The 14,051-nt window shown below is 68.5% G+C and carries 14 protein-coding genes and 1 pseudogene; all 15 read right to left on the reverse strand.

What is annotated here, in order from left to right; translation table 11 throughout:
* Window positions 1-975, reverse strand: coding sequence for a hypothetical protein (locus QZV72_RS09045; protein ID WP_297007576.1), 975 nt, complete (start codon window positions 973-975; stop codon window positions 1-3).
* On the reverse strand, window positions 972-2,093 hold the full coding sequence (gene mnmA, locus QZV72_RS09050) for a tRNA 2-thiouridine(34) synthase MnmA (RefSeq protein ID WP_297007613.1): 1,122 nt from the start codon (window positions 2,091-2,093) through the stop codon (window positions 972-974). Before mnmA ends, QZV72_RS09045 begins: the two co-directional genes overlap by 4 nt.
* Before the next feature lie 81 nt (window positions 2,094-2,174).
* The gene (locus QZV72_RS09055) at window positions 2,175-3,359 is read right to left on the reverse strand and encodes a cysteine desulfurase family protein (protein WP_297007579.1); all 1,185 of its coding nucleotides are present in this window, start codon (window positions 3,357-3,359) and stop codon (window positions 2,175-2,177) included.
* Window positions 3,359-4,960, reverse strand: coding sequence for a cation:proton antiporter (locus tag QZV72_RS09060; RefSeq protein ID WP_297007582.1), 1,602 nt, complete (start codon window positions 4,958-4,960; stop codon window positions 3,359-3,361). Before QZV72_RS09060 ends, QZV72_RS09055 begins: the two co-directional genes overlap by 1 nt.
* Before the next feature lie 221 nt (window positions 4,961-5,181).
* The gene (locus tag QZV72_RS09065; protein ID WP_297007583.1) at window positions 5,182-6,135 is read right to left on the reverse strand and encodes an electron transfer flavoprotein subunit alpha/FixB family protein; all 954 of its coding nucleotides are present in this window, start codon (window positions 6,133-6,135) and stop codon (window positions 5,182-5,184) included.
* 35 nt (window positions 6,136-6,170) lie between these two features.
* A complete protein-coding gene (locus tag QZV72_RS09070) occupies window positions 6,171-6,959 on the reverse strand; it encodes an electron transfer flavoprotein subunit beta/FixA family protein (protein WP_297007586.1) in 789 nt (262 codons plus the stop codon).
* Window positions 6,960-7,175: 216 nt separating this feature from the next.
* Complete coding sequence (locus QZV72_RS09075) at window positions 7,176-8,465, reverse strand: THUMP-like domain-containing protein (RefSeq protein ID WP_297007589.1); 1,290 nt, start codon at window positions 8,463-8,465, stop codon at window positions 7,176-7,178.
* Complete coding sequence (locus tag QZV72_RS09080) at window positions 8,462-9,373, reverse strand: NUDIX hydrolase (RefSeq protein ID WP_297007592.1); 912 nt, start codon at window positions 9,371-9,373, stop codon at window positions 8,462-8,464. The genes QZV72_RS09075 and QZV72_RS09080 overlap by 4 nt, the downstream gene beginning before the upstream one ends.
* Before the next feature lie 14 nt (window positions 9,374-9,387).
* Window positions 9,388-10,257, reverse strand: coding sequence for an ABC transporter ATP-binding protein (locus QZV72_RS09085; RefSeq protein WP_297007595.1), 870 nt, complete (start codon window positions 10,255-10,257; stop codon window positions 9,388-9,390).
* 24 nt (window positions 10,258-10,281) lie between these two features.
* Complete coding sequence (locus QZV72_RS09090; protein ID WP_297007598.1) at window positions 10,282-11,193, reverse strand: tetratricopeptide repeat protein; 912 nt, start codon at window positions 11,191-11,193, stop codon at window positions 10,282-10,284.
* Between the two features lie 47 nt (window positions 11,194-11,240).
* Window positions 11,241-11,531 carry a hypothetical protein gene (locus QZV72_RS09095; protein ID WP_297007601.1) on the reverse strand — a complete coding sequence of 97 codons (291 nt, stop codon included), beginning with the start codon at window positions 11,529-11,531 and terminating at the stop codon, window positions 11,241-11,243.
* Between the two features lie 19 nt (window positions 11,532-11,550).
* Window positions 11,551-12,243 (reverse strand): endonuclease NucS, encoded by a 693-nt coding sequence (gene nucS / locus QZV72_RS09100; protein ID WP_297007604.1) that lies wholly within the window; start codon window positions 12,241-12,243, stop codon window positions 11,551-11,553.
* Window positions 12,244-12,312: 69 nt separating this feature from the next.
* Window positions 12,313-12,855, reverse strand: coding sequence for a DUF2550 domain-containing protein (locus QZV72_RS09105; protein ID WP_297007607.1), 543 nt, complete (start codon window positions 12,853-12,855; stop codon window positions 12,313-12,315).
* 154 nt (window positions 12,856-13,009) lie between these two features.
* Window positions 13,010-13,387 (reverse strand): F0F1 ATP synthase subunit epsilon, encoded by a 378-nt coding sequence (locus QZV72_RS09110; RefSeq protein ID WP_297007610.1) that lies wholly within the window; start codon window positions 13,385-13,387, stop codon window positions 13,010-13,012.
* 12 nt (window positions 13,388-13,399) lie between these two features.
* Window positions 13,400-14,051: pseudogene (locus QZV72_RS09115) on the reverse strand (F0F1 ATP synthase subunit beta); the annotation flags it as partial.

Consider the following 14,051-nt stretch of genomic DNA (forward strand, 5'->3'; position numbering starts at 1 on the left):
TCAGTTCCGGTGCAGCAGCGCGGCAGCCCCACGGACCGTCCGCGACAGCTCCGCCGCCGCGTTCGGGGTGAGGACGCCGTTCTCACCGGCACTGCTCTCATCACTGCACGCGACGAGATCGATCTGCGGTTCGGGGCTCTCCCCGTCAAACGACCACTGCTTCCAGGTCCGTATCACCGTGCGCGCCAGTTCTTCACTGGTGCGCCCGTCACCCACCCGCCACGCGACCGGGGTCCCGCCGTCGATCAGCCGGGCGACGTCATCGTCGAGACGGTCGACCACCAGGGTGGCTTCCAGAAGCGTCAGCTCGGGGTGCATGCACCCGGCGTCCAGCACAATCCCGCGGCCGGCGCCGTCTCCGCCGCCACCGCGCACCTGTCCGATGAACCGCCGTTCGACATTCGCCGCGATCTCGCGGTCCACACTCATGGTCTCGAAATCGGTGGCCCCGACCAGCGTGGAGGTGACCTCGGCAAAGCGTCGTTCATGGATGTGCACCACCGAGGCCCCGACCGCGTCACAGAACTCCCGCACGCCCTCTCCGAGCGCCAGGGCGACATCACGGAACGCCGGACGGTCGAAGCACAGTGGATGACCGTGGTACTCCACCGATGCTCCGAAGGTCCACGGGCCGGTGACGTGCACCATCAGCCGGTCTGCACCCGGCATGACCTCGGCGATGATGTCGGTGAGTTCGTGGCGGCGTCCGAGGAAGGCACGCATGTCCAGGGTCCTGCCCGTCGCGACCTCCCAGCCCCGGGCGTGGGACCGCAGGTAGGGGCCACCGACGGTGACGCCCATCGCGGCAGTCTCCATGAGCAGACCACCGTCCACCGCTGAGCGCGGCAGGCTCAGCGGTGGCACCACTCCGACGTCCTCGTCGACGTCACGGGTGCGTCGCGCGGCGGCGGCGAGGGACGCACGGAGATCTGTGTGGGTGGTGCGGACGTCTTCCCACCAGGCGTAACGCGTCACGCGGACTGCGCTCCGGGCTCAGCGACGGCTCCCGCGTCCACCCACGGCCCCGTCGCACTGATGGTCCCGGAGCCGATGAGGATGTCCCCGGCGTCATCGGGAAGGTAGACCACGGCGGCCTGGCCACGGGCCACCCCCTGCAGCGGCTCGTGGAGTTCCAGCTCCACGGCGTCGCCGGTCAGCGTCGCGGTCGCCGGGACAACCCCGCCGTGGGCGCGGACCTGCACCTCGCACTCGAATCGTCCACCGTGCACTGCGGGGTCCAGCCGTTTGAGCCGGTCGGCGGTGATGCGCCCGGTGCGCAGGTCGCGCTTGCGGCCGACAGTCACCGTGCCGGTGGCGGCGTCGATGTCGGTGACGTAGCGCGGCTGCCCGTCGGCGGCGGGGCCGGGCAGGCCGAGGCCCTTGCGCTGACCGATGGTGAAACCGTAGACGCCGTCATGCTCGGCCAGGGTCTCCCCCTCGACCGATTTCACCATGCCGGGGCGCATCCCGATCCTCGTGCCGAGGAAGGCCTGCGTCCTCCCGTCGGGGATGAAGCAGATGTCGTGGCTGTCCGGCTTCGAGGCCACACCGAGACCGAGCTCGGCGGCCTCCTCGCGGATCTGCGGCTTCCAGGTGTCCCCCACCGGGAACAGGCAGTGCGCGAGCTGCTCGTCGGTGAGCACACCCAGGACGTAGGACTGGTCCTTGTCGTCGTCGATGCCGCGACGCATCACGCCGTCGTGCAGTCGGGCATAGTGGCCGGTGACGACCGCGTCGAACCCGAGGGCGAGGGACCGGTCGAGCAGTGCCTCGAACTTGATCTTCTCGTTGCAGCGCAGGCAGGGGTTGGGGGTCTCCCCGATCTCGTAGGACTCGACGAAGTTGTCGATGACATCGGCCTTGAACCGGTCGGAGAAGTCCCAGACGTAGAACGGGATGCCGAGGGCGTCGCAGACGCGGCGGGCGTCGGCGGAGTCCTCCAGCGAGCAGCAGCCGCGCGACCCGGCGCGCACCGCCTCCGGGGACTGCGACAGCGCCAGGTGAACGCCGATGACCTCGTGACCTTCGGCCAGCGCACGCGCCGCCGCCACCGAGGAATCAACGCCACCGCTCATCGCCGCGACAACCCGCATACTTCCCGTCACACTCCTGACGTACCGCCTGTAGAACAGCCATTCACCCTACACCGTGGAGGCGCCGCCGGGCATCTCCGCTCAGTACGCGGTCCCCGCCGCCCGGGCCTGCTCCACCACACCGGGCAGCAGTGCACAGATCCGGTCGATGTCGGTGTCCGTTGTCGCCGGGCCGGTGGTCAGTCGCAGTGCACCGCGGGCGGTGTGCACGTCCACCCCCATCGCGGTGAGCACGTGCGAGGCCCGGTTCACCCCGGAGGAGCAGGCGGAACCGGTCGAGGCGTCCACCCCAGCGACGTCGAGCAGCATGATGAGGCTGTCCCCCTCCGCCCCCGGAAAACTGACGTGGACGTGGGAGGGCAGCGCACCTGGACCGGTCGGAGACGCATCGGTGTGGACCACCGCGTCCGGGATCGAGTGCACCACCTCCAGCAGCCGCGCCCGGTACCCGGCGAGCCGGGCGTGCTCGGCGTCCATCTCCGCCACTGCCGCAGCCAGTGCCGCCGCCGTGGCTGCCGCCCCCTGCGGGTTGACGGTGCCGGAGCGCAACTTCCGCTCCTGCCCGCCGCCACGCAACGGGGTGTCGATGACGGCGTCCCGGCGGGCCAACAGGATACCCACGGACTTCGGTCCGCCGAACTTGTGCGCACTCGCCGCCAGTGACGAGACACCGAGTCCGCGGAAGTCCACCGGCAGATGACCGACGGCCTGGACGGCATCCACGTGCGTCGGGACCCCTGCCGCCACCGCAGGGCGGAGCACCGCGGGCAGGTCGGTGATGTTGCCGGTCTCGTTGTTCACCCACATCGCGGTGACCAGCGCATCAGCGGCGGGATCGAGTGGACCCACCGACTGCGGCCGCCCGGCGGCGTCCACCGGGATCTCCATCCGCTCGAACAGCGGCTCCGGCACGGGCAGCCCCCCGCACAACCAGTCCACGGACTCGCCCACCGCCGGATGCTCGACCGCGGAGACATGGATCCGACGCGCCCCGCGGGTGCGCAGCGCGCCGAAGGCGAGTCCCTGCACGGCGATGTTGTCCGCCTCCGTCCCCGACCCGGTGAAGATGACCTCCGCCCGGTCGGCGCCCAGCAGCTCGCCGATCTGTTCCCGGGCGTCCTCGACCGTCCGCGACGCGTCGCGTCCCGAGACGTACTGGCCGGCCGGGTTGAGCAGACCGGTGGTCTCCACCAGTGCCGCAGCCGCCTCCGGACGCATCGGGGCGGACGCCGCGTGGTCGAGGTAGACGCGCCGCTGATCGCCCATCAGTGGTCCTCGTGCGGCAGCGCCAGCAGGCGACGGTCGATCTCGTGCATCTTCTCCGCCACCGCTGTCGGGTCCACGCCTTTGCGGTACCTGCTCGCCGCCAGGCTGCGTTGGGCGGCGTTGAGGGATTCCCGGCGGATCTCCAGTGCCTTACGGGCCGCCCTCTGCCGTCGCTCACGACGGATGCGGGCGTGTTCGTCGGCGTCCTCCAGTCCGTCGTCACCGTCGTCGAGCGCCGAGGTTGACCTGATGACCTGGAGGCGCTCGTTGATGCGCGTCGCCGCCTCCGGGGTCAGGGTGCCCCGTGACAGTTCACGGCTGACAACGGCGACGGCGGCACGGTGTGCGTCGTCCAGTGCTTCCTCGGTGGCGTGGTCGGCGAGGTCATGCAGGCCGTGATTCCGCTTGAGGTAGGCCGTGAGCTGCGGAAGGGTGAGCCCCGGGATGACCATCGTGCACAGCAGGACCACGAAAGCGACGATGGTGAACTCGTCACGCATCGGGAAGTCACCCGGGCTCAGGGAGAGCACCAGGGCGAAGGTCACCAGACCACGCATCCCCGCCCAGGTGAGCAGGAGCACGTCGGTCCACCGTACCGGGGCGCGGTAGACACCCTTGCGCCGCTTGTTCCGCCAGTACAGGCAGCTCATCCACAGACCACGCACCACGATGAGGACCACGGAGATCACCAGCCCCCAGAGCACGGGTTTGAGGTGCTCGACCTCCTCGTCGAGGATCGAGTCGCGGACGTTCATCCCCATCAGACCGAAGGCCATCCCGGTCACCAGCAGCTCGATGACCTCCCAGAAGGAGGAACCGGCCAACCGGGCGTCTGCGGCGGTGGCGTCCAGTCGCGAGCTGAGTTCCACGGCGGCGACGACCACGGCGATGACGCCGGAGATGTGGATCTCCTCGCACACCAGGTAGATGATGAACGGGAGAACCCACGTGAAGGCGTTTCCGGCGACAGGGGAGTCGAGCCACTCGACGAGTTTCGCGGAGTAGCGGCCGACCGCCCACCCCAGTGCGACGGCACCGATGGCACTGTAGACCATGGTCCCGCCGGCCTCGAGCCAGTGGATGTCGTCGTGGAACTGGGCGGCGGTGACCGCTGCACTGAAGATCACCAGGGACGCCGCGTCATTGAACAGGCCCTCGGACTGGAGCGTGCCGATGATCCGCCGGGGGATCCCCGCCGGCTCCGCGACCGCCTCGACCGCCACCGGGTCTGGCGGGGCGACAGCTGCTGCCAGGGCGAGGGCACCCACGAGGGTGAGCCCGGGGATCATCCACATCGCCACCCCAGCGACGACGGCGACAGTCACGATGACCAGCATCACCGAGAGACTGAGGATCGACCGCCACTGGTCGCGGAACATCCCCCAGGACGTGCGCCGGGCCAGCGCCCACAGCAGCGGCGGAAGCGCCAGCGGCAGAATGAGGTGCGGCTCCACGTCCACCGAGGGTGTGCCCGGGATGAACATGACCGCGGTGGTGACGAGCAGCAGCAGCACGGGCCAGGGCAGACCGATCCTGTCCCCTACTCCCACGGTGAGCACAGTGCAGAGCATGAGAGCGAGAACAATGATCAGGGTTGTCACCAGGCGGGTCCTGTCCAGGGGGTCGAAATGGTCGGTGGTCGCTGTCGAGGGCGTCGAGGTCACGGTGACCGACGGATGCCCCGGGAAATGACGCAGGGTCCGCACCCCGTCGGGGTGCGGACCCTGTGATCCGGTGGCCGTGTACCTACTCAGACGGAATTCGGCGTCCAGTATATCGCGGGGGTGTCACCGGCGTTCCACCGGTGTTCACCTGCCACAGGCTACTTGCGCTTGGTGAGTTCCTCGGTGGCCTGCGGGGCGACCTTGAACAGGTCGCCGACGACACCGAAGTCCGCGATCTCGAAAATGCCGGCCTCCTCGTCCTTGTTCACCGCGACGATGGTCTTGGAGGTCTGCATACCGGCCTTGTGCTGGATCGCACCGGAGATACCGAGCGCGATGTACAGGTTCGGGGAGACCGTTTTACCGGTCTGGCCGACCTGGAACTTGCCCGGGTAGAAGTCGGCGTCGACAGCGGCACGGGATGCGCCGACAGCGGCACCGAGGGCGTCGGCGAGCGGCTCCACGACATCGTGGAAGCCCTCGGGCCCGGCGACACCGCGACCACCGGAGACGACGATCTTCGCTTCGGTGAGCTCGGGGCGGTCGGCTTTCTCGGCCGGGGCGAAGGCGGTGATCTTCACCGCGGTCGGGCCCGGGGCGGGAAGCTCGACAGCCTGGATGCTCCCGGCGGCCGCCTTGTCCTCCGGGTCGACGGCGCCGGCACGCAGGGTGTACACCGGGGAGACCCCACCGGCGGTGGTCTCGACGGTGAAGTCACCACCGAAGATCGAGCCCTTGGCGGAGCGGTCGGCGTTGATGCCCGTGACGTCGTAGAGGACGCCGGAGGCGACGCGGGCGCCGACGCGGCCGGCGATCTCGTTGCCGTTGGCACCGGCGGCGATGACGACCGGGACCTGAAGGGCGGCGGCCAGACCGGCGACGGCGTCCACCTGCGGGGTGACGACGTACTCGCTGGCGAAGTCTGCCTCGGCTGCGTAGATGTTCTCGGCACCGGCGGCGGCCAGACCGGGCTGCAGCTTCTCGGTGGTGCCGGGGGCTCCGACGACGACGGCACCGACGGTGCCGAAGACGCGGGCGGCGGTGATGAGCTCGCGGGTGCTGTTCTTCAGCTCACCCTCGGAGTGCTCAACGAGGACCAGGACGTTGGTCATGGTTTCAGTAGTCCTTTCCGTATGTGGGGGGTGAGTTAGATGAGCTTCTGCGCGGCGAGGAACTCGACCAGCTGCACGCCACCGTTACCCTCGTCGGTGACGATCTCACCGGCGGTCTTCGCGGGCTTGGGGGCGGAGTTGGTGACGCGCGTTGCAGCGACACCGAGGCCGACGTTCTCAGCGGCGACACCGATGTCGGCGATGCCCAGCTCGCGGATGGTCTTCTTCTTCGCCGCCATGATGCCCTTGAAGTTCGGGACGCGCGGGGTGTTCGCCTTCTCGGTGACGGAGACGATCGCCGGGGTCGGGGCCTCGACGGTGAAGATGCCTTCCTCGGTGACACGCTCACCGGTGACCTTGCCACCCTCGACGCTCAGTGAACGCAGGTTGGTGACGGCCGGGATCTGGCGGTACTCGGAGAGCAGGCCCGGGACAGCACCGGAGCCACCGTCGGTGGAGGAGTTGCCGGCGAGGATGATCTCGATGTCCTCGACCTGGTTGAGCGCATTGGACAGGGTCCAGGCGGTGCCCAGGGCATCCGAACCGGCGAGGGCGTCGTCGGTGACGAGGATGCCCTCGTCGGCGCCGAGGGACAGCGCCTTACGCAGGGCGGAGGTGGCGCCCGCGGGCCCCACACTCAGCACGATGATGTTGCGGGAGCCGTCAGCTTCCTTGAGCTTCAGGGCCGCTTCGACGGCGTTCTCGTTGATCTCGTCCAGGATAGCGTCGCTGTTCTCCCGGTCGAGCGTGAAGTCGTCATCGGTCAGCTTGCGCTCGGAGTAGGTGTCCGGCACCTGCTTGACCAGAACCACGATGTTCGACATTCGTTGGCCTTCCTGCCTTGGGTTCGATGTGATCGTCGGTCAGTCTACCCATTTCCGACCGTGACCTACCCCACAATCACGTAAAAATAGCATTATCAGCCACAAAATCACCGATTTTATGATCCTGTGACCTGCAACGTTGCCGGGCGGTGACGGAAAAGTGTCCGTCTCACATCACCCCCGGGGGTGCAAGGTTTCATCATGCGAGACCGTTTTTCACGTCACTGGACGGCAGACCGCAGCCACGGGTGACCGGCCGATCCTGGCGATCACGACCGTCAGCGGGGAACCTCCCCGCAACGCACCACCGGAACGCATCTTCTTCCGGAGCACGTCAGGGTCGATGTCGGCGCCGCGCACCAGAATCTCCAGTGAACCACAGTCCCGTGCCACCAGAGCCGCCTTCAACTTCTTCACCGGCACCGTCTCCAGCACCTCGAAGACCCGCTGCCCGGGAAGGAGCGCAGCCCGCACCACATCGTCCCAGCGGTCACCGGAGAGGTAGGCGATGTGCGGGTCCACCCGCCACCAGCCCAGCCTCGCGGCGTACTGACGCACCAGCCCGGCCCGGACCACCGCACCGTCGGGATCCAGCATGTACCGGCCCACCTCCGCGACCCGCTCGGACTCCGGGTCCGCGGTAGTGAGCACGACCGTACGGTCGGCACCGACCACCACCGCCCGCCGGCCCTGCCCGTTCTGCCCGTTCTGCCCGTTCTGCCCTGCCACCGTGGCCAGACCCGGCGTGTAGAGGCATGCCTCCTTGACCCCCGGAATACCGGGACCACCGGGGGCCACACTGACGACATCGACCTGCCCCTCCCACTCCGAGTAGTCGATGCCGGGAGCGCACTTCACCGCCAGCTCCGACCCCGCCGCCCGCCACACCGAGAGCAGGTCCGGCAACGGCGGCAGCAGATCCCGCGGGTCGCGGATCCGTCCCCGGGCGGTCCGCCGGGCCGGGTCCGCGACGATGACGTCGGCACGCAGCGCCGGCACGACCGCATCCGCGCGCACCAACGGGATCTCCGGCAGATTCCTCCGGGCCATGGCCAACCGTGCGGCATCCAGGTCGCCGCCGACGAGCGTGCCGAAACGCTCACGGACGCCGGGCACGGTGAATCCCGCCAGCTCCGTACCGACGGAACAGGTCACGTCCGCCACGCTACGACCGGACGCCACCGCGAGCAGATGCTGCACCCGTACCCCAGCCACCGCGGCGGGTGTGGCCTGCTGGGAGGAGTCCGAGCACGCCATCCAGTCGGTCCGCAGTGTCCCGTCCGGACCCGCCGGGACTTTCGCCCCACGCAGCGCTGCCCGCCGGGCGGCGACGAACTCCGCCAGGGCCCGTGCGAGACCGGACTGGTCACCGGTGGTGGCGGTCAGCTGCCGCAACCGGGTCAGATCGGAGAGCCTGGAGGACGCCGTGAGCTCCAGCTCTTCTGCGGCGTCCACCGCCCCGGGGTGCCCCGCCAGCCACTGGACCTCGGCGACCGTGAAACTCACCGGAACGGGCTGGGAGGAAGATCCTCCGGGTCGACGGCGAACTTCATGCCCGGGGCGAAGACACGCTCCGGGTACCCGTACATCCGGGTCTCCATGAGGTAGTACTCGGCCATGTACGGGAGATCGACCGGCTCCCTGACCACCGGATCCACCGTCAGCTGAGCGGCGAAATCCATCACCTCGGCGACGCTGCGGAAAGTGTCCAGCATCTTCAGCTGGGACCAGGTCGGGGGTATCAGGTAGATCTTCCGGTTCCGCCAACCGTCGAGAAGGGTCCCCGGCCGGAACCAGCCTGTGGAGGTCGCCTCGCGGGTGTCACCGTAGGCCTTCTGACCCTCCGGCATCGACGCGACGAAGAAGGCGGTGTCGTAACGGATCGGCTGCCCCTCCGGGGTCACCCAGTTCGCCCAGGGACGCAGCAGGTCCCCGCGCAGCACCAGATCGTGGTGATCCATGAAGTCGGTGAAGGCCAGACGGTGATTCTCCAGGTCGGCCCGGAAGGGCAGGTAGTCCGCCGTGTCCGTCACCGTCCTACCGTCCGCGTGCCCGGCCAGCAGGGTGCCGGTCTCCTCGAAAGTCTCCCGCACCGCAGCACAGACCAGGGCGCGGGCCATGTCCCGGGACGTCCGTAGTCGGCCTGCCCACCAGTCGGTGGACGGGCCCTGCCAACCGATCTCCGGCGAGCTCACGCCGTCACCGTCGACATCACCGGGAAGGTCACGGGTGTCTACCCCGCCACCGGGGAAGACCGTCATCTCGGCGCAGAACTTCATCGTGGACGCCCGCTCCTGCACGTACACCTCGGGACCACTGAGCGTGTCCCGCAGGAGCATCACCGTGGAGGCGTGCCGTGGTTCCACCGATCCCGACCGGTCAGCACCTGGATTCTGTGTCCGACTGTCAACCATGTTCCCCACCCTAGTCAGTTCCGCCGGTGACGCGACCGGCCGGTCCGCGTCGCACGCCGCGCGAAGTAGCGTCCGTCCTCCTCGACCTGCAGTTGGATGGGCTGATGGTAAGCACGGGTCAGATTCTCCGAGGTCATCACGTCGGTGATGAGCCCCTGGGCGACGACCTGCCCTTCGTCGAGGATGAGACCGTGGGTGAATCCCGGGGGAATCTCCTCGACATGGTGGGTGACGAGGACCATCGCCGGCGCGTCCGGATCCACGGCCATCGCCGAGAGCAGAGCTACGAGATCCTCCCGTCCGCCGAGGTCCAGGCCCGCCCCGGGTTCATCCAGGAGCAGCAGTTCGGGATCCGTCATCAGCGCACGGGCGATGAGCACGCGCTTGCGCTCACCCTCACTGAGGGTCCCCCAGCGCTGGTCGACCAGGTGCAGCGCACCGACGGTCTCGAGGATCTCCAACGCCCGTCCCCGGTCGCCGTCGTCATACTCCTCCCGCCACCGGCCCAGCACGTCGTAGCCCGCGGAGATCACCAGGTCGACGACCTTCTCCTCCACGGGGACGCGGTGCGCGAAGGCGGCCGAGGACAGTCCCACAGCGGTGCGCAACTCACGGACGTCGACCTTCCCCAGCGTCTCCCCCACGATCCGCACCGTACCCCGGGTGGGGAAGAGCATCGCTGAGGCTATCGACATCAGCGTCGTCTTCCCCGCCCCGTTGGGACCCAGCACGATCCACCGCTCATCGACCTCCACCTGCCAGTTGACCTGGTCGAGCAGGGTGCGCCCGGTGCGGATGACGCTGACCCCGCGGAAGTCGAGGACCAGGTCCTCGTCGACGGCCTCGGCGGTCGCCGGGGTGGATATGAGACTGGATTCATTCACCCCACCATGGTGCCACACGCCCGGTCAGAAGAGGGCGCTGGCCATCCTCGTACGCGCGTCGATGACCTCCCGGTCCCCCGCATCGTAGAGGGAGAACAACCCGAGCAGACGGGTACGCACCGCGTCCTTCTCCTCACCGACGGAGCCACGCAGCCGGTCGATGAGCATGTCGAAGGCCTCACGACGACGACCCTCCAGCAGCATCCGGTCGACCTCATCGGCGGAACCGTCCGCAGAGCGGCCCAGCAGGACGGCGGTGGCGCGAGCCGCCTTCGCCTCGCTGACAGCGTCAGCCGGTGCACCGGGCTCGGCGATCAGGGCATCGTACAGGGCGACGGCACCGACGTAGTCCTCATGGTCCAGGGCATCGGCGGCTTCAACGAACCGGGGGTCCGTCGGAACCTCCTCAACCTCCGGGGCCGGACCGGCGGAGGGCAGTCCCGGGAGCCTACCGGCGGTGGCCTGCAGCACCGCGGAGATGAAGCGGTCAGTCTGCTCCGGCGGCTGGACCCCCTCGAAACTGGTCAGCGGACGCCCCGCCGCCAGTGCCAGGACGGTCGGCACAGACTGGACGCCGAAGGCCTGTGCAATCTCCGGGACCGAGTCCACGTCCACGTAGCGGAAGACCCAGGACGCCGGCGCCGCCTGCTCCAGGGCGGAGGAACCGAAGTGCTCCATCATGTCGTCGTTCCCCGGCGCCCGCGAACTGCCGAGCTGGACGATCACCGGGACCTGGGTCGACCTGACCACCAGATCCTGCTCGAAGCTCTCGGGAGTGACCGTGGCGGCGAGGTCGACCGGCTTCCCCGAGGCCGCCTCCCGTTGCGCCCGGTCTCTGGCCTCCGCCGCCTCCTTCACGGCACCGAGATCCACGGCACGGGCGGCGAAACGGTCGGGGGCGGAGGCGGCCGGTCCGGCCGGACGGGGTGAAGTCATGTCCCCCACTGTAACCCCCGGCGTCCATGATGCGGGAGGGCCGGCCCTCAGCGTCGGTCCCAGCACCCCGAATGCCAGTGTCGTCGGTCCGCCGGACCGCGGTGGCCGCCGGGCCAGGCGACGACGTGCGCCACGCCCGGCGGAATGCTCTGGTTGCAGCCCGGACAGACGTAGAACTTCACGGCCGAGCCCGCCCCCATGTGCCGCACGAACCAGTCCTCCCCCGACGCCCGGCCCGGCCCGGGTTCCCGCCTGGTCCCCCAGTAGGTTGCACCGTCGCGGGGTAGCGAGGCACGACCCCGTGGCACCGGGGTGGCCCGTCGGTTGTGTCGTGGCATGTAGAGACCCTTCCGGCGCTCAGAACAACCGGAGCTCGGTGGAGTCCGCCCCACGCATCTCCTGGTAGTCCAGGGTGACGCAGCGGAAACCACGGTCCTCGGCCAGCGTCCGGGCCTGTGGCTTGATCTCCTGTGCGGCGAAGACCCCGCGGACCGGGGCCAGCAGTTCATCGCGGTTGAGCAGCTCGACGTACCGCGTCAGTTGCTCGACACCGTCGATGCCACCGCGACGCTTGATCTCCACAGCGACGGTCACCCCGAGATCGTCGCGGGAGAGGATGTCCACCGGGCCGATCGCCGTGGGGTACTCACGACGGACCAGAGTGTAGCCGGGACCGAGGATCTCGATCTGCTCGGCGAGCAACTCCTGCAGGTGCGCCTCGACACCGTCCTTCACCAGACCCGGATCCTCCCCGAGCTCGTGCGAGGTGTCCGAGTGAACCTCGAAGATCCGGATGGTGAGCTTCTCGCCTTTGGGGTTCTGTACCGTCCACAGGCCCAGGACCCCGGCGTCCTTCTCGTCACCGGTGGGTGTCTCCTCTCGCAACGTGCACGGCGGGGTCATCCAGTTCAACGGTTTGTAGGCGCGGTCGTCGGCGTGGATGCTCACCGACCCGTCGGCCTTGACCATCACCAGACGGTCCGCCTCAGGCAGGTAGGCTTCCAGGCGGCCCTCATATTCCACGGCACAACGGCAGATCACCAGACGCATGGGAGACAGGCTAGCAGGCCGGCCACCGGACGCGGTCCACCGCCGACGCCGTGCCTGGCGAGTGTCTGCTCAGCGCCGTTCCAGACCGCGCCTCCGCTCGCCCGGGAACGGTGAACGCACCCAACGGGTCGAGGGGGCGGACTCCAGCCAGGCGACCAGAGCGGTGTCGCCGGCGTCGTCCAGGGCGACCTCCCAGCGGGAGCCGCCGTCACTGAGGCTGAGGACGTGCAGCTCAGGCTCCAGGAACGAGGTCTCCTTGCCCGTGATGGGACGACGACCGGTGATCTCCATACCCTGCCGGGCCAGGCTGATGTCCGGTTCCGGACGCAGCGAGCGCAGCTTGAACACCCGCGCATGCATTCCCCCGTAGACGAGTACCCCGTGGCGCCAGTGCCTGCCGTCAGGGTTCGGCACGCTCCTGACCACCACGGGGATTCCCCTGCTCCGCAAGGTGAGGAACCTTCCCCCGGCCATGAGTATCCCGAAGGACACCACACATACGGCCACGATGATCAGGATGGTCCAGAGCACCAGCCACGTCCCTTCGTCAGTGTTGTCCGCCAGTGTCACCACTGTCGTCACCAGTCGGTACGCCCTGCCGACGGTGGTCATCCGTCGGCTCTCCGCAAGGCTTTCGACCGAGCTTACCGGCGGCGCACCGGCCCGCCAAAACAGCCCACCGGGGACGCCGAAGGGCGGTTCCCCCGGAACAAATGTCCAGGGAAACCGCCCTCGGTGGTGTCAGGCGCTACTACGGCGTCAGGAGCTACTTCTCCTGCAGCCGCTTCACGGCGCGCAGCTCGGAGACCGCGGTGTCTCGCTCGAGACCGGACGCCGAGGCGTCCTTGGCCCGGGACTCGGCGTCGGAGGCGTTGACCTCTCCGGCCCAGACAGCGGAATCGGCGAGGATGGTGACCTTGGCCGACGACACGGACAGGAAACCGCCCTGCACCGCCGCGACGAGCTTCTCACCCTCGGCCGTCCGGATGACGACCACGCCGCTGTCGACCAGTTGGCCGAGCAGCGGCTCGTGGCCGGGGAGCACGCCGATCTCGCCCTCGGTGGTCTGCGCGGTGACGGACGTGGCCTTTCCGGACCAGAGCATCCGCTCGACAGACACGAGTTCAGTGGCAATCTCAGCCATGTGCGTGACCCCTTACTTTCCGGTGAGCTTCTGGTAGGCGGCCTCGACATCGTCGAGTCCACCCAGACCGTCGAAGCACTTCTCCGGGTAGGCGTCGAACTCACCGTCGCAGATGCGCTCGAAGGCGTCGATCGTGTCGGCGAGCGGCACGAAGGAACCCGGAATGTCGGTGAACTTCTGGGCGACGAAGAAGTTCTGACCCAGGAAACGCTCGATACGGCGTGCACGCTGCACGACGATCTTGTCTTCCTCGGACAGCTCATCCATACCCAGGATGGCGATGATGTCCTGCAGTTCCTTGTTCTTCTGCAGGATACCGATCACGCGCTGGGCGACGGCGTAGTGCCGCTCGCCGACGATACCCGGCTCCAGGATGCGGGAGGTCGAGGTCAGCGGGTTCACCGCGGGGTAGATACCCTTCGAAGCGATGGACCGGTCGAGCTCGGTGGTCGCGTCCAGGTGGGCGAAGGTGGTCGCCGGTGCCGGGTCGGTGTAGTCGTCGGCAGGCACGTAGACGGCCTGCAGCGAGGTGATCGACCGACCCTTGGTGGAGGTGATGCGCTCCTGGAGAACACCCATCTCGTCGGCCAGGGTCGGCTGGTAACCCACGGCGGAGGGCATACGGCCCAGCAGCGTGGAGACCTCGGAACCGGCCTGGGTGAAA

It is taken from the genome of uncultured Corynebacterium sp. (assembly GCF_902782855.1).
Taxonomy (GTDB): domain Bacteria; phylum Actinomycetota; class Actinomycetes; order Mycobacteriales; family Mycobacteriaceae; genus Corynebacterium.